General features: G+C 72.5%; 14 protein-coding genes. 11 read left to right on the top strand and 3 right to left on the bottom strand.

Going from position 1 to position 18596, the window contains the following annotated elements:
- The first annotated feature begins 73 nt into the window (after positions 1-73).
- Positions 74-940, top strand: coding sequence for a bifunctional DNA-formamidopyrimidine glycosylase/DNA-(apurinic or apyrimidinic site) lyase (mutM, locus tag BUE44_RS20450; protein ID WP_073500417.1), 867 nt, complete (start codon positions 74-76; stop codon positions 938-940).
- On the opposite strand, the gene BUE44_RS20445 is transcribed toward mutM, so the two are convergent.
- Together BUE44_RS20445 and BUE44_RS20440 are read right to left on the bottom strand one after the other, a co-directional pair.
- Positions 895-1320, bottom strand: coding sequence for a winged helix-turn-helix transcriptional regulator (locus tag BUE44_RS20445; protein ID WP_073500416.1), 426 nt, complete (start codon positions 1318-1320; stop codon positions 895-897). The two genes, mutM and BUE44_RS20445, sit on opposite strands and share 46 nt — an antisense overlap.
- Positions 1321-1381: 61 nt before the next feature.
- Positions 1382-2251 carry a CAP domain-containing protein gene (locus tag BUE44_RS20440; RefSeq protein WP_073500415.1) on the bottom strand — a complete coding sequence of 290 codons (870 nt, stop codon included), beginning with the start codon at positions 2249-2251 and terminating at the stop codon, positions 1382-1384.
- Between the two features lie 136 nt (positions 2252-2387).
- On the opposite strand from BUE44_RS20440, the gene BUE44_RS20435 reads away from it, so the two are divergent.
- The 5 genes from BUE44_RS20435 to ftsY all read left to right on the top strand — a co-directional run bounded on the left by BUE44_RS20435 (position 2388) and on the right by ftsY (position 9896).
- On the top strand, positions 2388-2669 hold the full coding sequence (locus tag BUE44_RS20435) for an acylphosphatase (protein ID WP_073500414.1): 282 nt from the start codon (positions 2388-2390) through the stop codon (positions 2667-2669).
- Positions 2670-3034: 365 nt separating this feature from the next.
- Positions 3035-3235 (top strand): hypothetical protein, encoded by a 201-nt coding sequence (locus BUE44_RS20430; protein WP_073500413.1) that lies wholly within the window; start codon positions 3035-3037, stop codon positions 3233-3235.
- A 222-nt stretch (positions 3236-3457) separates the two neighbouring features.
- Entirely contained in the window at positions 3458-7090 is a 3633-nt protein-coding gene (gene smc / locus BUE44_RS20425) for a chromosome segregation protein SMC (RefSeq protein WP_073500412.1), read from the top strand.
- A 94-nt stretch (positions 7091-7184) separates the two neighbouring features.
- Positions 7185-8600, top strand: a complete 1416-nt coding sequence (locus BUE44_RS20420) for a sugar porter family MFS transporter (protein ID WP_073500411.1) — start codon at positions 7185-7187, stop codon at positions 8598-8600.
- Between the two features lie 84 nt (positions 8601-8684).
- Entirely contained in the window at positions 8685-9896 is a 1212-nt protein-coding gene (gene ftsY, locus BUE44_RS20415) for a signal recognition particle-docking protein FtsY (protein ID WP_073500410.1), read from the top strand.
- Positions 9897-9998: 102 nt separating this feature from the next.
- Here ftsY and BUE44_RS20410 read toward each other — a convergent pair whose 3' ends face one another.
- Positions 9999-10733, bottom strand: a complete 735-nt coding sequence (locus BUE44_RS20410; protein WP_073500409.1) for a bifunctional DNA primase/polymerase — start codon at positions 10731-10733, stop codon at positions 9999-10001.
- Positions 10734-11084: 351 nt separating this feature from the next.
- Here BUE44_RS20410 and nsdA point away from each other — a divergent pair, with 351 nt between their 5' ends.
- The 5 genes from nsdA to ffh all read left to right on the top strand — a co-directional run bounded on the left by nsdA (position 11085) and on the right by ffh (position 18565).
- Positions 11085-12545: a transcriptional repressor NsdA gene (gene nsdA / locus BUE44_RS20405; protein ID WP_235002291.1), complete on the top strand. Its 1461-nt coding sequence runs from the start codon at positions 11085-11087 to the stop codon at positions 12543-12545.
- 234 nt (positions 12546-12779) lie between these two features.
- Entirely contained in the window at positions 12780-14111 is a 1332-nt protein-coding gene (locus BUE44_RS20400) for an ammonium transporter (protein WP_073500407.1), read from the top strand.
- Entirely contained in the window at positions 14108-14446 is a 339-nt protein-coding gene (locus BUE44_RS20395) for a P-II family nitrogen regulator (protein ID WP_033173073.1), read from the top strand. The genes BUE44_RS20400 and BUE44_RS20395 overlap by 4 nt, the downstream gene beginning before the upstream one ends.
- A 26-nt stretch (positions 14447-14472) precedes the next feature.
- A complete protein-coding gene (locus tag BUE44_RS20390; RefSeq protein ID WP_073500406.1) occupies positions 14473-16902 on the top strand; it encodes a [protein-PII] uridylyltransferase in 2430 nt (809 codons plus the stop codon).
- Positions 16903-17008: 106 nt separating this feature from the next.
- The gene (ffh, locus tag BUE44_RS20385) at positions 17009-18565 is read left to right on the top strand and encodes a signal recognition particle protein (RefSeq protein ID WP_073500405.1); all 1557 of its coding nucleotides are present in this window, start codon (positions 17009-17011) and stop codon (positions 18563-18565) included.
- Positions 18566-18596 lie beyond the last annotated feature (31 nt).

Here is an 18596-nt window from a genome sequence, read left to right as displayed (position 1 = left end):
CAGCCGGCCATCGGCCGGTGGCCGCCGGCTCCCCGCGCCCCTGTGCGTCAACCCCTCGCGTGGAAGGAAGGACATGCCGGAGCTGCCGGAAGTGGAAGTGGTGCGGCGGGGGCTGGCGCGCTGGGCCGCGGGCCGCACCGTCGAGACGGTGCGGGTCCTGCACCCGCGCGCGGTGCGGCGCCACGCGGCGGGGGCCGAGGACTTCGCCGCCCGGCTGCGTGGCACCAGGATCGGTGAGCCGCACCGCAGGGGCAAGTACCTGTGGCTGCCGGTCACGGGGGACGCGGCCCTGCTCGCCCACCTGGGCATGAGCGGGCAGTTCCTGATCCGCCCGACCACGGCGCCGCCGGAGACCCACCTGCGCGTCCTGTTCACCTTCGCCGACGCCGACGGTACGGACCTGAGGTTCGTGGACCAGCGGACCTTCGGCGGGCTCTCGCTCCAGGAGACGGTGCCGGGGGACCCGGAAGGCCTGCCGCAGGCGCTGAGCCATATCGCCCGGGACCCGATCGACCCGGAATTCGACGAGGACGCCTTCCACGCCGCCCTGCGCCGCAAGCGCACCACCGTCAAGCGGGCGCTCCTGGACCAGAGCCTGATCAGCGGGGTCGGCAACATCTACGCCGACGAGGCGCTGTGGCGCAGCAAGCTGCACTACGAGCGCCCGACCGCCGGCCTGACCCGTCCCCGTACCGCGGAGCTGGTCCGGCACATCCGCGAGGTGATGGGCGACGCGCTGGCCGCCGGCGGCACCAGTTTCGACAGCATGTACGTGAACGTGAACGGCGAGTCCGGCTACTTCGACCGGTCGCTGGACGCCTACGGCCGCGAGGACCTGCCCTGCCGCCGCTGCGGCACGCCGATCAGGCGCCGCGCCTGGATGAACAGGTCGAGCTACTTCTGCCCGCGCTGCCAGCCGGCGCCGCGTCCGGTGTCGTAGGCCCGCTGGGCGGCGAGCACGTCCGGCATCCGCTCCTCGACCAGGTCGATCAGCGCGAGCAGCCGGTCCGCGGTGTCCGCGCCGAGAGCGGTGAGCCGGTATTCGACGTGCGGCGGATTCGTCGGCCTGGCGTCCCTGACGACCAGGCCGTCGCGCTCCAACGCGTGCAGCGTCTGGGAGAGCATCTTCTCGCTGACCCCGTCGACCCGCCGCCGCAGCTCGTTGAAGCGCAGCGTGTCCTCACGCAGCGCGCCCAGCGTGAGGCTGCCCCAGCGCCCGGTCACATGAGCCAGCGTGGAGCGCGAGGGACAGTCCCGCGCGAAGACGTCGAAGACGTCCTCGCCCTCGGCCCGCGCGTCCGCCCCGATCGCCTCACCCATGGCCAGAGCCTACCGCGCCACAGCGCCGCCCAGCGGGTGGCGCTGTCGTTTCGCCAGTGCCTCAGAAGCCGAAGTCCTGCGTCCACCACGGGCCGCCGGTGCCGAAATGGATGCCGACGCCGAGGGTGGTGTAGTCGCAGTTGAGGATGTTCGCCCGGTGGCCGGGGCTGTTCATCCAGGCGGTCATCACCGCCGCGGCGGTGGCCTGGCCGCGGGCGATGTTCTCCCCGCCGAGGTTGGTGATGCCGCGGGCCTTGGCGCGGTCCCAGGGGGTGTGGCCGTCCGGGTCGGTGTGGTCGAAGAAGCCGCGGGCGGCCATGTCGTCACTGAAGGCCTGGGCCAGGCCGTCCAGCGAGGAGCTGGCGGTCAGCGGCTTGCAGCCGGCGGTGGCCCGCTCCTTGTTGACCAGCGACAGGATGGCCGCCCTCGCGGCGGTCAGCGTGTCGCTGCTCGGGGTCGCGGTGGACGCCTTGGTGCTCGGAGTGCGGACCGGGACGGTGGGCGCCGGCGCCGTACGGGTCGGCGACACGGAAGGCGTCGCCGACGGCTTGGTGGCGGTTGGTGTCGCGGACCCGGCGCGTACCGAGGGACTGGACGCGGACGGCGCGGGCGTACGTGAGGCGGACGGGCTGCTGCTGGAGCCGGGGATCGCGGTGTCCGTGCTGCCCTGCGGCGACGGCTCGTCGCTGCCGGCCCGCACCGGTCCCGTCGGGCCGTCGGCCTGCGTCTGGTCCTTGCCGCCGCCGCCGTACGTCAGCCCGCCGGTCACCCCGGACAGCAGCCCGGACGACGCGGCGACCGCGCCGACCGCCATCACCGCGGAGGTGGTCAGCAGCCCCGTGCGCACCGGGTGGTGCTTGCGGCGGCCGCGGTGGCCGCGCGGGCCGGGCTGCGACGCGGCAGGCTGCGCCTGACGGCTGTGTCGGCCCATCGGGTGCGCTCCTCAATGCTCCGGTGCTTCACCCGTTCGGGTGAAGTCCTGCTGCGGGGCGACTGTAGCGAATCACGCCCGGCGGCGCGGTCCTCCGGTCGCAACCGGTGTCCGGCGGACCGGATAACCTCCCCGCATGAACGAGAATGTCCGGCTCACCGCCTGGGTGCGAGGCCGGGTGCAGGGTGTCGGCTTCCGATGGTGGACCAGGGCCACCGCGCTGGAGATCGGCGGCCTGTCCGGCTACGCGGGCAACCTGGGGGACGGCCGTGTGCAGGTCGTCGCCGAGGGCGCCCGTGACCGGTGCGAGCGGCTGCTCGACTGGCTGCGGCACGGCGACACGCCCGGCCGCGTCGAGGGCGTCACGGAAATCTGGTCGGAGCCGCGCGGCGGATACGACGGATTCGAGATCCGCTGACCCGATCCGAGCCGCGGAGCCGTCCCGCGGGAGCGTCACCGGGGTGGCCGAGGTTTTACGATCCGAGGGGCACGACCGGTTGCCATACGGCGGATGTCGTGTCAGGCTGCCCCCATCGAGAATGATCTCGACGCCACGCGGGCAGCCCGCGGCGCCTTCGCGCCGTGTTTTCTGAGGCGGACCCGACGACTGGGCTGTGATCGTGTTGACCGTCCCCTTATTTGGTGAGACGCTGGAAGCCCCGCGCATCGTGGCTCCAAGGATTGTTCGGCGGCGGTCACGACGTAAACCCTGCGCGGGTGCGTACCCCTCACCCACGACCCAAACCGCTTCGGTCGGTCACTCAGCGTGGAGGACCATCAATCATGGCAAAGGCGCTTCTCGGTTACGTCGGCGGTCCCGACCCGCGACTCCTCGCCGAGATGCGAAGGCTGCAGCAGCGTGTTCAGGACCTGGAATCCGAGCTGATCCGGATGCAGGCCCAGAACGACGCGCTGACTGTCGCGTCGCACGAAGAGTCGCTGCTCGGCATCGACGTAGCTCACGCGGAGCCCGTACTCGCCTGATCCGGCGGCCCCTGCCGGATCCGGTGTGCACGACACCGCTTGAGACTGTGCAGCAGCTCACAGGCTGAGATCACAGCAACTGCAGAAACCGCGAGGGACGCTTCGGCGTCCCTTCGTCGTGGCACCCTCCCCCTGAAGACCGGCCCTACGCCGCTCCTTACCGTCTGATGTGCCCTGCACATTCCCTGGTGAAACCGCAGGCGGCTAGTAGAGTCGGCGGGCGTGCATCTCAAGAGCCTCACGCTGCGCGGCTTCAAGTCCTTCGCCTCGGCGACGACGCTGCGCTTCGAACCCGGAATCACCTGTGTCGTCGGCCCCAACGGGTCAGGCAAGTCCAACGTGGTCGACGCACTGTCATGGGTCATGGGCGAGCAGGGCGCCAAGTCGCTGCGCGGCGGCAAGATGGAGGACGTCATCTTCGCCGGCACCACCGGGCGGCCCCCGCTGGGCCGCGCCGAGGTGTCGCTGACCATCGACAACAGCGACGGCGTGCTGCCCATCGAGTACGCCGAGGTCACCATCACGCGGATCATGTTCCGCAACGGCGGCAGCGAGTACCAGATCAACGGCGACACCTGCCGGCTGCTGGACATCCAGGAACTGCTGTCCGACTCCGGCATCGGCCGCGAGATGCACGTCATCGTCGGCCAGGGCCAGCTGGACTCCGTCCTGCACGCCGACCCGATGGGCCGCCGCGCCTTCATCGAGGAGGCGGCCGGCGTCCTGAAGCACCGCAAGCGCAAGGAGAAGGCGCTGCGGAAGCTGGACGCGATGCAGGCCAACCTCGCCCGCGTCACCGACCTCACCGGCGAGCTGCGCCGCCAGCTCAAGCCGCTGGGCCGGCAGGCCCAGGTCGCCCGCAGGGCCGCCGTCATCCAGGCGGACCTGCGCGACGCCCGGCTCCGGCTGCTCGCCGACGACCTGGTCACCCTGCGCGAGGCGCTGCGCGCCGAGGTCGCCGACGAGGCCGCGCTCAAGGAGCGCAAGGAGGCCGTCGAGGCGGAACTGGCCGACGCCGTCCGCCGCGAGGCCCGCCTGGAGGAGCAGGTACGCGACCTGACCCCGCGGGTCAACGAGGCGCAGGCCACCTGGTACGCCCTGTCCCAGCTGACCGAACGGGTCCGCGGCACCGTCGGCCTGGCCGAGCAGCGCCACCGCCACGCCACGAGCCAGCCCGCCGAGGACCGGCGCGGCCGCGACCCGGAGGACATGGAGCGCGAGGCCGCCCGCATCCGCGAGCAGGAAGCCGAGCTGACCGAGGCCCTGGACGCCGCGCAGCGCGCGCTGGACGACACCGTCGGCCACCGCGCCGAGCTGGAGCGGCGGCTCGCCGAGGAGGAGGGCAGGCTGCGCGCCACCGCCCGCGCCATCGCCGACCGCCGCGAGGGCCTGGCCCGGCTGGGCGGCCAGGTCAACGCGGCTCGCTCCAGGGCCGCCTCCGCCGAGGCCGAGATCGGCCGGCTCGCCGCCGCCCGCGACGAGGCCCGCGACCGCGCCGAGTCGGCCCAGGCCGAATACGAGGAGCTGCGCGCCGAGGTCGAGGGCCTCGACGCCGACGACTCCGAGCTGGAGGCCCGCTTCGAGGCGGCCCGCGCCGACCAGGCCGCCGCCGACGAGGACTTCACCGCCGCCCGCGAGGCCGCCACCGCCGCCGAGCGCAGCCGGGCCGCGGTCGCCGCCCGCCGCGACGCCCTGGCCCCGGCGCTGCGCCGCAAGGACGGCAGCGGCGCGCTGCTGTCCGGCGGCGCGCACGGCACGGCCGCGGGCGGCCCGCTCGCCGGCGTCCTCGGCCCGGCCGCCACGCTGCTGCGGGTCGCCCCGGGGTACGAGATCCCGATCGCCGCCGCGCTGGGCGCCGCCGCCGACGGGGTCGCGGTCAGCGGCCTGTCGGCCGCCGCGGAGGCGCTGCGGCTGCTGCGCAAGGAGGACGCGGGCCGCGCGGCCCTGCTGCTCGGCGGGGCGCCGGAGGCAGGCCCGCACACCGCGGCCGGTGCCGGCCCGTACAGCCGCCCGGAGGCCCCGCTGCCGGGCGGCGCCCGGTATGCCGCCGAGCTGGTGAGCGCCACCGAGGAGCTGGCGCCCGCGGTCGGGCTGCTGCTGCGGGGCATCGTCGTGGTGGAGTCGCTGGAGGACGCCGAGGCCTTCGTCACCGCGCGGCCCGAGCTGACCGCGGTGACCGCGGAGGGCGACCTGCTGGCCGCGCACACCGCCGTCGGCGGCAGCGCCAAGGCGCCCAGCCTGCTGGAGGTGCAGGCCCAGGTGGACGAGGCGGTCTCGGAGCTGGCCCGGCTCGAAGAGCAGTGCACCGAGCTGGCGGACCGCCAGCAGGAGGCCAAGGAGCGGCGTTCCGCCGCGGCCAGGGCGGTCGACGAGCTGGGGCAGCGGCGCAGGGCCGCGGAGAAGGCCAAGTCGTCGGTCGCCCAGCAGCTCGGCCGGCTCGGCGGCCAGGCCCGCGCCGCCGCGGGCGAGGCGGACCGGGCCGCCACCGCGGTCGGCCGCAGCCAGGAGTCGCTCGCGGCGGCCCGCGAGGAGTTCGAGGAGCTGTCCTACCGGCTCAGCGAGGCCCAGGAGGAGCCGGGCGAGGAGGAGCCCGACACCTCGGTGCGGGACCGGCTCGCCGCGGACGGCGCGAACGCCCGGCAGACCGAGATGGAGGCGCGGCTCCAGCTGCGTACCCACGAGGAGCGGGTCAAGGGCCTGGCGGGCCGCGCGGACGGCCTGGACCGGGCAGCCCACGCCGAGCGGGAGACCAGGGCCAGGGCCGAGCGGCGCAGGCTGCGGCTCGCCTACGAGGCGTCGGTCGCCGCCGCGGTGCGGGACGGGGCCCGCGGCCTGCTCGACTGCGTCCAGGTGTCGCTGTCCAGGGCCGAGGCCGAACGGGTGGCCGCCGAGCAGGCCAGGGCGGAGCGCGAGGCGGAGCTGGGCCAGGAGCGCCGCCGCGGCCGGGAGCTGAAGAGCGAGCTGGACCGGCTCACCGGCGACGTCCACAAGGGCGAGGTGCTGGGCGCCGAGAAGCGGCTGCGGATCGAGCAGCTGGAGGGCAGGGCGCTGGAGGAGCACGGCATGGAGCCGGCGGGCCTGGTCGCCGAGTACGGCCCCGACCAGCTCGTACCGCCGTCGCTGCCGGCCGAGGGCGAGACGCTGCCCGAGGACCCCGAGGACCCGCGCAACATGCCGCGCCCGTACGTGCGCCCCGAGCAGGAGAAGCGGCTCAAGGCGGCCGAGAAGGCGTACGCCCAGCTCGGCAAGGTCAACCCGCTGGCACTGGAGGAGTTCGCGGCCCTGGAGGAGCGGCACAAATTCCTCACCGAGCAGCTGGAGGACCTGCGCAGGACCAGGGCCGACCTGCTCCAGGTGATCAAGGATGTGGACGAGCGGGTCGAGCAGGTCTTCACCGCCGCCTTCCACGACACCGCCCGCGAGTTCGAGGGCGTCTTCTCCCGGCTCTTCCCCGGCGGCGAGGGGCGGCTGCTGCTCACCGACCCGGACAACATGCTCACCACCGGCGTCGACGTCGAGGCCAGGCCGCCGGGCAAGAAGGTCAAGCGGCTGTCGCTGCTGTCGGGCGGGGAGCGCTCGCTGACCGCGGTGGCGATGCTGGTGTCGATCTTCAAGGCCCGGCCCAGCCCCTTCTACGTGATGGACGAGGTCGAGGCCGCGCTGGACGACACGAACCTGCAGCGGCTGATCCGGATCATGGAGGAGCTGCAGGAGAGCTCCCAGCTCATCGTCATCACCCACCAGAAGCGGACGATGGAGGTCGCCGACGCCCTCTACGGCGTGTCCATGCAGGGCGACGGCGTGTCCAAGGTGATCAGCCAGCGGCTGCGCAGCGGCAGGCAACGTACCGCCTGACGGCCCCCTCCAAGTGGTGGCCGGTCCCGAACCGGCCGAGACTTTGGAAATCCAGCCCCCTTGGAGGGCTCGAAGCCGGGTACGAGGAGCCGATGTGACCACCACTGCACGCGACTCCGGGACAGGCGACCGCGCACCACTGCCGGAACACCTGGGCCATGTCATCTTCATCACCGCCGCCGCGGCCATGGGCGGCTTCCTCTTCGGCTACGACAGTTCCGTCATCAACGGTGCCGTCGAAGCGATCCGCGACAAGTACAACATCGGCTCGGGCACGCTCGCCCAGGTCATCGCGATCGCCCTGATCGGCTGCGCCATCGGCGCCGCCACCGCGGGGCGGATCGCCGACCGGATCGGCCGGATCTACTGCATGCGGATCGCTTCGGTGATCTTCACCGTCAGCGCGATCGGCTCCGCCCTGCCCTTCGCCCTCTGGGACCTGGCCCTCTGGCGCATCATCGGCGGCTTCGCCATCGGTATGGCGTCGGTCATCGGCCCGGCGTACATCGCCGAGGTCTCGCCGCCCGCCATCCGCGGCAGGCTCGCCTCCTTCCAGCAGGCCGCGATCGTGCTCGGCATCGCCGTGTCGCAGCTGGTGAACTACGCCATCCTGCAAGGCGCGAACGGCGACCAGCGCGGCAAGATCATCGGCCTTGAGGCCTGGCAGGTCATGCTCGGCGTCATGGTCATCCCCGCGGTGATCTACGGGCTGCTGTCCTTCGCCATCCCCGAGTCGCCGCGCTACCTGCTCTCCGTCGGCCGGACCGCCGACGCGCGGGCGGTGTTGGCCGACGTCGAGGGCGAGGACACCGACCTCGACGGGCGGGTCAAGGAGATCCAGACCGCGATGCGCCGCGAGCACAAGTCGGTCTTCTCCGACCTGCTCGCCTCGCGCATCAGCTTCCTGCCCATCGTCTGGGTGGGTATCGGCCTGTCGGTCTTCCAGCAGCTGGTCGGCATCAACGTCGCCTTCTACTACTCCTCGACGCTGTGGCAGTCCGTCGGCATCAACCCGAGCAGCTCGTTCTTCTACTCCTTCACCACCTCCATCGTGAACATCATCGGTACGGTCATCGCGATGGTCTTCGTCGACCGGATCGGCCGCCGCCCGCTGGCGCTGATCGGTTCGACCGGCATGGCCGTCTCGCTCGCCCTCGAAGCGTGGGCCTTCTCCTCCAAGAACGGCACCACCCTGCCCAACACCGAGGGCACCGTCGCCCTCATCGCCGCGCACGTCTTCGTGCTCTTCTTCGCCCTGTCCTGGGGCGTGGTGGTCTGGGTCTTCCTCGGCGAGATGTTCCCGAACAGGATCCGCGCCGCCGCCCTCGGCGTGGCCGCCTCCGCCCAGTGGATCGCCAACTGGGCCATCACCGCGAGCTTCCCGACGCTGGCCGACTGGAACCTGTCGGGCACCTACGTCATCTACACCTGCTTCGCGGTGCTCTCCATCCCCTTCGTGCTGCTCTTCGTGAAGGAGACGAAGGGCAAGAGCCTGGAGGAGATGGGCTAGGGCGGTCACTGACGGCAGGCACGCGGGACCGGGCCGGACTATCGGGCCGGTCCCGCGGCGCGCGTACCCGATACTGGGGGGGTTATGGAAATCGTCATCCTTGTCGTAGTCATCGCCCTGGTCGTGATCCTCGGGGCCGGCGGACTGGTGGTGGGCAGCCGCCGCAAGAAGAAGCAGCTGCCGCCGGCCGCGCCGCCGAGCCCCCCGAAGGTCACCGCGCCCCCCGCGGAACCGCATGTCGGGGACGAGGCCGAGGCCCCGCGGGAGGAACCCCGCAGGACCGTCGAAGAGGTCCCCCTGCCGGGGGCCACCGCCGCGCCCGAGGCCCTGGAGGAGGTGCAGCTCCCGCCGGCGCCGGCCATCGAGCAGCCGGAACCGTCCGCGGGCCGGCTGGTCCGGCTGCGCTCCCGGCTGTCCCGTTCGCAGAACACCCTGGGCAAGGGCCTGCTGACGCTGCTGTCCAGGGAGCGCCTGGACGAGGACACCTGGGAAGAGGTCGAGGACATCCTCATCACCGCCGACGTCGGCGTGGCCCCCACCCAGGAGCTCGTCGAGCGGCTGCGCACCCGGGTGCGGGTGCTCGGCACCAGGACCCCCGCCGAGCTGCGCAGCCTGCTCAGGGAGGAACTGCTCACCCTGGTCGACCCCGGCCTCGACCGGGTGCTGCACACCGAGAGCCACGAGGAGTCCCCCGCGGTCGTGCTGGTCGTCGGGGTCAACGGCACCGGCAAGACCACCACCACGGGCAAGCTCGCCCGGGTCCTGGTGGCCGACGGCCGCAGCGTCGTCCTGGGCGCCGCCGACACCTTCCGCGCCGCCGCGGCCGACCAGCTGCAGACCTGGGGCGAGCGGGTCGGCGCGCGCACGGTACGCGGCCCGGAGGGCGGCGACCCGGCGTCGATCGCCTTCGATGCCGTCAAGGAAGGCATCGCCGAGGGCGCCGACACCGTCCTGATCGACACCGCGGGCCGGCTGCACACCAAGACCGGCCTGATGGACGAGCTGGGCAAGGTCAAGCGGGTCGTCGAGAAGCACGGCCCGGTGGACGAGGTGCTGCTGGTCCTGGACGCCACCACCGGTCAGAACGGCCTGATCCAGGCGCGGGTCTTCGCCGAGGTGGTGGACATCACCGGCATCGTGCTGACCAAGCTCGACGGCACCGCCAAGGGCGGCATCGTGATCGCGGTCCAGCGCGAGCTGGGCGTCCCGGTCAAGCTGGTCGGCCTGGGCGAGGGCGCCGACGACCTGGCTCCCTTCGAGCCCGAGGCCTTCGTGGACGCGCTGATCGGCGAGTAGCCGTCACGCGCGGTGAGCTTCGCGCCGCGTGGGTAAGGGGCGCCCGTCCTGACGGGCGCCCCTTACGCGTGCGAAGGCCTCGCCATGGACGCCGCCTCGCGCCTACGCGCTGCCGCAGGCGTGCGCCCGGTCCCGGTGGCAGACGAACGCCAGCGTGCCCAGCAGCAGCCTGGCCTCGGGGACCTGCGGGGCGCTGCCGGGCAGCGGCTCGCGCAGCCAGCGCACCGGGCCGAGGCCGCCGAGGTCGGACGGGGGAGCGGTGACATGGTCGCCGGGGCCCAGGCAGCGCAGGTCCAGATCCGCGTCGTCCCAGCCCATCCGGTAGAGCAGGTGCGGCAGGGCCGCGGCCGCGCCCGGCGCGACGAAGAACTGCGCGCGCCCCGCCGGCGTCAGCAGCACGGGACCGAGCCGCAGCCCCATCCGCTCCAGCCGCACCAGCGCCCGCCGGCCCGGGGCCTCGGCGACCTCGATGACGTCGAAGGCGCGCCCGGCGGGCAGCAGCACCGCCGCGCCGGGCACCCGCGCCCACGCCTGCGCGGCGCCCTCCGGTGCGGCGCCGGCCGGGATCTCGTCGGCGAAGGGCAGCGGATGCGCGCCCGGCTGCGGGCATCCCGCGTCGCCGCACGAGCAGGGCCCGCCACCGCGGGCGACCCGCGCCCCCGGCACCACCGCCCAGCCGCACCGCCAGGCGTAGTCACCGACGGTGGTGCACACCTCGGCGTGCGTCCGCCGGCGCACGCCGGTACGCGCACCGGGTCGCACCGCCGCTCTGGCGACCTCCCGTACGCCGTTCCGCTGCTGCCGCGACTCCCGCATGCTGCCGATCGTGAACACCATGACACCTCCAACGGATCGCCGCCGCGATGGTTACGCGCCCGTCCGACCTTGTGCGACCGGCATGTGTCAAGTGAATCGCCTGGAGTCGCAACCGAGTTCATTCGAAGGGGTGGCGAATGGTGGCGTTTCCCCACACCTGGTCGCCGGACGAGTGAGGGTAGGACTACTTTCAGTTGGTGAGTCCATGGCCGTGGACCGTTCGCGTCCTGTGCATGTGCCGCAGGCACCTTCGTCCGGCCCATGGCCAGCGGTCCGGCCGCCGACACTTTCGGCAACCGGCGGACAGCACCCGACCGGCCCTGGTAATCACTGGGGCGACGGGTCGAGCGAGACCGGGATGGGGGCTTGACCGTGGGCGGCGCAGCAGACAGGCAGCCCAACGCGCAGCTGAGTTCGTGGTTCGTGCGCAGTGGATGGTCCAAGGGCGAGCTGGCTCGCCAGGTCAACCGCAGGGCGCGCCAGCTCGGCGCGCACCACGTCAGCACCGACACCTCACGGGTGCGCCGCTGGCTGGACGGCGAGCAGCCGCGCGAACCGATACCACGCATCCTGTCCGAGCTGTTCTCGGAGCGCTTCGGCTGCGTCGTCCCTGTCGAGGACCTGGGCCTGCGCTCCGCGCACCAGCCGCAGGCCGGCGGCGACGTGGACCTGCCCTGGGCCGGGCCGCAGACCGTCGAGCTGATCAGCGAGTTCTCCCGCAGCGACCTAATGCTCGGCCGCCGCGGCTTCCTCGGCGGCTCCCTGGCGCTGTCCGCCGGGCCCGCGCTGATCGAGCCCATGCAGCGCTGGCTGGTGCCCACCTCCCCGGCCGGCCTGCCGATCCCGGCGCCCGCCGGGCCCCGCGACGGCGGCGGCCGGCCGTCCCGGCTCTCCGAGCAGGAGCTGCAACTGCTGGAGTCCACCGCCGAGATGTTCCGCATGTGGGACAACCAGTGCGGCGGCGGCCTGCGCCGCAAGGCGGTGGTCGGCCAGCTGCACGAGGTCACCGACCTGCTCCAGGAGTCGCACACCGAGCCCGTCGCCCGGCGCCTCTACCGCGTCACCGCCGACCTCGCGGCACTGGCCGGCTGGATGAGCTACGACATCGGCCTGCAGCCCACCGCCCAGAAGTACCTGGTGCTCGCGCTGCACGCGGCCAAGGAGGCCGGCGACCGCCCGCTGGGCGCCTTCATCCTGTCCTCGATGAGCCGCCAGATGATCCACCTGAACCGGCCCGACGACGCCCTGGAGCTGATCCACCTGGCGCAGTACGGCAGCCGCGACTCGGCGAGCGCCACCACCCAGGCCATGCTGCACGCCCTGGAGGCGCGGGCCTACGCCAACATGGGCCAGGTCAACAAGTGCCACCGGGCCGTCCGGGCCGCCGAGGACACCTTCACCGAGTCCCGCCCCGACGAGGACCCGAGCTGGATCAGCTTCTTCAACCTGGCCGAGCTGCACGCGGAGAATGCCCACTCCTACCGCGACCTGGCCTATGTCGCCGGCCGCAGCCCCGCCTACGCCTCGCTCGCCCACCCGGTGATGGAGAAGGCGGTCGAGGGATTCAGCAACGACACCGTCCACCAGCGCGCCTATGCTCTGAACCTGGTCGGTCTGGCCAGTGTCCACCTGCTCCAGCGCGAACCCGAACAGGCGGCGCATTTCACCGAGCAGGCCATGACGGTCGCCAAAAGGGTCAGGTCGGAACGGGTGAACACCCGTATCCGCAAAACCACCGACACGGCGGTCCGCGACTTCGGCGACGTACCCGCTGTGGCGAGGCTTGCGGATAGGCTCTCGGTGGAACTGCCCGAGGTCGCCGAGACCGCCTGACGAACGGCCGCGGGCCGTGGAGACCGCAGTCCCCGGCGATCTCTTTCCCCACCCGTATACAGCTTTCACCGAACCAGGGGACGGTTCATCTCCACGTAACACACCCGACTTCTTCGTCACGGCGGCGAAACACCCTGCGGCATCGGCGGAAACCCGGCTCAGCCAATCTCATGGCGAAAACCGGCCCACCCTGCACCGCCCCGCCCGGGCCGTTCGGACGAAGAGGAGACGCCGATGGCACCAGCCATCTTCACACTGGCCGCAGATGCGCCCAAGCTCGACTCCGGCAATACCGCGTTTCTGCTTCTGAGCTCCGCGCTGGTGATGCTGATGACACCGGGGCTGGCGTTCTTCTACGGCGGTATGGTCCGGGTCAAAAGCGCCCTGAACATGCTGATGATGAGCTTCATCAGCCTGGGCATCATCACCCTGCTGTGGACCGGCTACGGATTCAGCTTCGCCTTCGACAGCGACCACGGCGGATTCATCGGCGGCACCAACTGGCTCGGCCTGCGCGACATCGCTCCCGATGACCTGTGGGGGGCCACCGGTACGCCGATATTCGCCTTCGCCGCCTTCCAGTTGATGTTCGCCATCATCACTCCGGCCCTGATCAGCGGCGCACTCGCCGACCGCGTCAAGTTCGTGGCCTGGTCGGTCTTCATCGCCCTGTGGGCGACGGTGGTCTACTTCCCCGTGGCCCACTGGGTCTGGGGCGGCGGCTGGCTGATGAAGAAGGGCGTCATCGACTTCGCCGGCGGTACCGCGGTCCACATCAACGCGGGCGCGGCCGCCCTCGGCGTGATCCTGGTGATCGGCAAGCGGGTCGGCTTCAAGCGCGACCCGATGCGCCCGCACAGCATGCCGTGGGTCATGCTCGGCGCCGGCCTGCTGTGGTTCGGCTGGTTCGGCTTCAACGCCGGCTCCGAGATCACCTCCGACGGCGTCGCGTCCACGGTCTTCATCAACACCCAGATCGCCACCGCCGCCGCCATGATCGGCTGGCTGCTCTACGAGCGGGTCAGGCACGGCTCCTTCACCACCCTGGGCGCCGCGTCCGGCGCGGTCGCCGGACTGGTCGCCATCACCCCGTCCTGCGCCTCGGTCAGCCCGCTGGGCGCCATCGCGGTCGGTGTCATCGCCGGTGTGATCTGCGCTGCCGCGGTCGGCCTGAAGTACCGCTTCAACTACGACGACTCGCTCGACGTCGTCGGCGTCCACATGGTCGGCGGCATCGTCGGCTCCCTGCTCATCGGCTTCCTGGCCACTGGCGGCGTCGGCCAGGACGTCAAGGGCGTCTTCTACGGCGGCGGCTGGCACCAGTTCGGTATCCAGGCCATCGGCGTCTTCTCCGTCCTTGGCTACTCCCTGGTCGTCTCGGCGATCCTCGCCAAGGCCATCGACATGGTGATGGGCTTCAGGGTCCCCGAAGAGGTCGAGGTCAGCGGCATCGACCAGGCCGAGCACGCGGAGACCGCGTACGACTTCGCCGGCATCGGCAGCACAGGACACGCGGCCGCACCCGCGGGTGTCGACACCGCGACGAGCAAGAAGGTGGACGCGTGAAGCTCATCACCGCGGTCGTGAAGCCGCATCGCCTGGACGAGATCAAGGAAGCGCTGCAGGCGTTCGGCGTGCACGGCCTGACCGTGACCGAGGCCAGCGGCTACGGCAGACAGCGCGGCCACACCGAGGTCTACCGCGGTGCCGAGTACACCGTCGACCTCGTACCGAAGATCCGGATAGAGGTCCTGGTCGAGGACTCGGACGCCGACCAGCTCATCGATGTCGTCGTCAAAGCGGCCAGAACCGGCAAGATCGGAGACGGCAAGGTGTGGAGCCTCCCGGTCGACACGGCCGTGCGGGTCCGTACCGGCGAGCGCGGACCCGACGCGCTCTGATCCCCGAACCCAGCGCTGGAGAACGAGTGAGCGACAGCGTCGAAGCGCAGGACGACAGTTACGCGGCGGCCCGGCTGCGCCTTCTCAACGAGGAGGCGCGGTCCGGGCCGCCGCGCCGCGCGGCGCTGGCCGCGCTCACCGACCGCTGGCTCGCGGGCCTGGCTGCCGACGCCGCCGAGGCCACCGGAACCGGCGGCTGGGCTCTGCTCGCCGTCGGCGGCTACGGCCGCGGCGAGCTGTCCCCGCGCAGCGACCTGGACCTGGTGCTGCTGCACGACTCGGAGAAATCCGTCGGGGCCCTCGCCGACCGCCTCTGGTACCCGGTGTGGGACCTGGGCCTGGCCCTCGACCACTCGGTGCGCACCCCCGACGAGGCGCGCAAGACGGCCGCCGACGACCTCAAGGTCCAGCTCGGCCTGCTCGACGCCCGCCACCTGGCGGGCGACCAGGCCCTCAGCTCCGGCCTGCGCACCGCCGTGCTGGCCGACTGGCGCAACCAGGCGCCCAAGCGGCTGCCGGCGCTGCTCGAACTGTGCCAGGAGCGCGCGGAGCGCCAGGGCGAGCTGTCCTACCTGCTCGAACCCGACCTCAAGGAGGCCCGCGGCGGCCTGCGGGACGCCACCGCGCTGCGGGCCGTCGCCGCTTCCTGGCTGGCCGACGCGCCCCGCGAGGGCCTGGAGGAGGCCCGTACCCGGCTGCTCGACGCCCGCGACGCGCTGCACCTGGTCACCGGGCGGGCCACCGACCGGCTCGCGCTCCAGGAGCAGGACCAGGTCGCCGCCGCCCTCGGCCTGCTCGACGCCGACACGCTGCTGCGCCAGATCTACGAGGCCGCCCGGCGGATCTCCTACGCCTCCGACGTCACCTGGCGCGAGGTCGGCCGGGTGCTGCGGGCCCGCGAATCCCGGCCCCGCCGCCGACTGCTCGGCCGTAGCAGAAGCACCCCGGCCGGCAGCACGCCCGAGCGCGTACCGCTGGCGGAAGGCGTCGTGGAGCAGGAGGGCGAGGCGGTGCTCGCGCTCGCCGCCAAGCCCGAACGCGACCCCGTCCTTCCGCTGCGGGCCGCCGCTGCCGCCGCGCAGGCGGGCCTGCCGCTGTCGCTGCACGCGGTGCGCAGGCTGGCCGCCGCCGCCCGACCGCTGCCCGAACCGTGGCCCGCCGAGGCGCGTGAGCAGCTGGTCACGCTGCTCGGTGCCGGCGAGTCCACCGTGCAGGTCTGGGAGGCGCTGGAGGCCGAAGGCCTGATCACCCGGCTGCTGCCGGACTGGGAGCGGGTCCGCTGCCGCCCGCAGCGCAATGCCGTGCACCGCTTCACCGTCGACCGGCACCTGGTCGAGACCGCCGTGCAGGCCGCGGGCCTGACCCGCCGGGTCGGCCGCCCCGACCTGCTGCTGACCGCGGCCCTGCTGCACGACATCGGCAAGGGCTGGCCCGGCGACCACAGCGAGGCCGGCGAGGTCATCGCCCGCGACGTCGCCACCAGGATCGGCTTCAACAGCGCCGACGCCGACACGCTGGCGCTGCTGGTACGCCACCACCTGCTGCTGATCGACACCGCGACCCGGCGCGACCTGGACGACCCGGAGACCGTACGCGCGGTCGCCGGCGTCGTACGGGACACCTCCACGCTGGAGCTGCTGGCCGCGCTCACCGAGGCCGACGCCCTCGCGACCGGTCCCGCCGCCTGGAGCACCTGGCGGGCCTCGCTGCTGGCCGAACTGGTCGAGCGGGTCGCGGGGGCGCTGGACACCGGCGCGCTGCCCGAGGCCGCCGAGCGCGACTCCACCGCGGAGGAGGAGCGCCTGGCCATCGAGGCCGCCCGCACCCACGGCCCCGTCCTGGCCCTGCACGCCCACGCCGAGCCCGACGGCGAGGGCGAGGCCCTGGACGAGGCCCTGGGCGTGGAACTGCTGCTCGCCGTCCCCGACCGCCCCGCGCTGCTCGCCCAGGCCGCCGGTGTGCTCGCGCTGCACCGGCTCGGCGTCAGAGCCGCCGACCTGCGGGCCGTCGACCCGATCGGCGAGGGCCCTGTCGCCCTGCTCAGCTGGCGGGTCTCGGCCGAATACGGCGCCCTGCCCGAGGCCGCGCGGCTGCGGGCCGACCTGGCGCGGGCCTTCGAGGGCACCCTGGACATCGAGGCCAGGCTCGCCGAGCGCGAGGCCGCCTACCCCAGGCGGCGCGGGGTGACCCCGCCGCCGCCCCGGGTCACCGTCGCCCCGGGCCACACCTCGCAGACCGCCACCGTGCTGGAGGTCCGCGCCCACGACGCCCCCGGCCTGCTGCACCGCATCGGCCTGGCCCTGACCGCCACGGGCGTCACCGTACGGTCTGCCCGCATCTCCACGCTGGGCGCCAACGCGGTCGACGCCTTCTACGTCGTCGGCAAGGACGGCAAGGTGCTCCCGCCCGCAAGGGCGGCGGAAGTGGCCCGCCAGGTGGAGGCGGCGCTGCGCTGACGTCGTACCGCCGGCTCGAGTCCGGCGGGCAGGAACAGCTTTCTGCCCGGCCGGATACTCTGGGAGGCGACGTTTCCACTCCCGACCCCGAGGATCTGCGACCACCGTGTTCGACACTCTGTCTGATCGCCTCGCGAATACCTTCAAGACCCTCCGGGGGCGCGGCCGTCTGTCCGAGGCGGACATCGACGCCACCGCGCGCGAGATCCGGATCGCGCTCCTCGAGGCGGACGTCGCGCTGCCCGCCGTGCGCGCCTTCATCGCCAACGTCAAGCAGCGCGCCTCGGGCGCCGAGGTCTCGCAGGCGCTGAATCCCGCGCAGCAGGTCATCAAGATCGTCAACGACGAGCTGATCACCATCCTGGGCGGCGAGACCCGCCGCCTGCGCTTCGCCAAGCAGCCGCCGACCGTGATCATGCTGGCCGGCCTCCAGGGCGCGGGAAAGACCACGCTGGCGGGCAAGCTCGGCAAGTGGCTGCAGGGCCAGGGCCACACCCCGCTGCTGGTCGCGTGCGACCTCCAGCGGCCGAACGCCGTCAACCAGCTCAGCGTCGTCGCCGAGCGCGCCGGCGTCGCGGTCTACGCGCCCGAGCCGGGCAACGGCGTCGGCGACCCGGTCAAGGTCGCCAAGGACTCCATCGACTTCGCCAAGTCCCGGCAGTACGACATCGTGATCGTCGACACCGCGGGCCGCCTCGGCGTCGACCAGGAGCTGATGCGGCAGGCCGCGGACATCCGCGACGCGACCCACCCCGACGAGATCCTCTTCGTCGTCGACGCGATGATCGGCCAGGACGCGGTCAACACCGCGGAGGCCTTCCGCGACGGCGTCGGCTTCGACGGCGTGGTGCTCTCCAAGCTCGACGGCGACGCCCGCGGCGGCGCGGCCCTGTCGATCGCGCACGTCACCGGCAAGCAGATCATGTTCGCGTCGAACGGCGAGAAGCTGGACGACTTCGACGCGTTCCACCCGGACCGGATGGCGTCCCGCATCCTGGGCATGGGCGACATGCTGTCGCTGATCGAGAAGGCCGAGCAGACCTTCAGCCAGGCCGAGGCCGAGAAGATGGCGGCCAAGCTGGCGAAGGGCCCCAAGGAATTCACGCTGGACGACTTCCTGGCCCAGATGGAGCAGGTCCGCAAGATGGGCTCGATCTCCAAGCTGCTCGGCATGCTGCCGGGCATGGGCCAGATCAAGGACCAGATCAACAACCTGGACGAGAGGGACGTCGACCGCACCGCGGCGATCATCAAGTCCATGACGCCGGGCGAGCGGGCCGACCCGCACCTGATCAACGGCTCGCGCAGGGCCCGTATCGCCAAGGGCTCCGGTGTCGAGGTCAGCGCGGTCAAGAGCCTGGTGGAGCGGTTCTTCGAGGCGCGCAAGATGATGTCGCGGATGGCGCAGGGCGGCGGCATGCCGGGTATGCCGGGGATGCCGGGCATGGGCGGCGGCCCGGGCCGGCAGAAGAAGCAGCAGAAGCAGGCCAAGGGCAAGCGGCAGAGCGGCAACCCGATGAAGCGCAAGGCCGACGCCGCCGCGGCGGCCGCCCGTCGCGAGGAGCAGGGGCAGGGCGCCGGCCAGGGCGACAGCCCGTTCGGTCTGCCGGCCGGTGGCCAGGACTTCGAACTGCCCGACGAGTTCAAGAAGTTCATGGGCTGATGCGGGCGCCTGCCGGCGTCCGGGGATGATG

The organism is Actinacidiphila paucisporea, assembly GCF_900142575.1.
Classification (GTDB): domain Bacteria; phylum Actinomycetota; class Actinomycetes; order Streptomycetales; family Streptomycetaceae; genus Actinacidiphila; species Actinacidiphila paucisporea.
This window is presented reverse-complemented; position numbering and strand designations above follow the sequence as displayed.

Coding starts and splice junctions, on each gene's coding strand:
- mutM (WP_073500417.1), top strand. CDS start 74: ATGCCGGAGCTGCCGGAAGTGGAAGTGGTGCGGCGGGGGCTGGCGCGC.
- BUE44_RS20445 (WP_073500416.1), bottom strand. CDS start 1,320: ATGGGTGAGGCGATCGGGGCGGACGCGCGGGCCGAGGGCGAGGACGTC.
- BUE44_RS20440 (WP_073500415.1), bottom strand. CDS start 2,251: ATGGGCCGACACAGCCGTCAGGCGCAGCCTGCCGCGTCGCAGCCCGGC.
- BUE44_RS20435 (WP_073500414.1), top strand. CDS start 2,388: ATGAACGAGAATGTCCGGCTCACCGCCTGGGTGCGAGGCCGGGTGCAG.
- BUE44_RS20430 (WP_073500413.1), top strand. CDS start 3,035: ATGGCAAAGGCGCTTCTCGGTTACGTCGGCGGTCCCGACCCGCGACTC.
- ftsY (WP_073500410.1), top strand. CDS start 8,685: ATGGAAATCGTCATCCTTGTCGTAGTCATCGCCCTGGTCGTGATCCTC.
- BUE44_RS20410 (WP_073500409.1), bottom strand. CDS start 10,733: ATGGTGTTCACGATCGGCAGCATGCGGGAGTCGCGGCAGCAGCGGAAC.
- BUE44_RS20400 (WP_073500407.1), top strand. CDS start 12,780: ATGGCACCAGCCATCTTCACACTGGCCGCAGATGCGCCCAAGCTCGAC.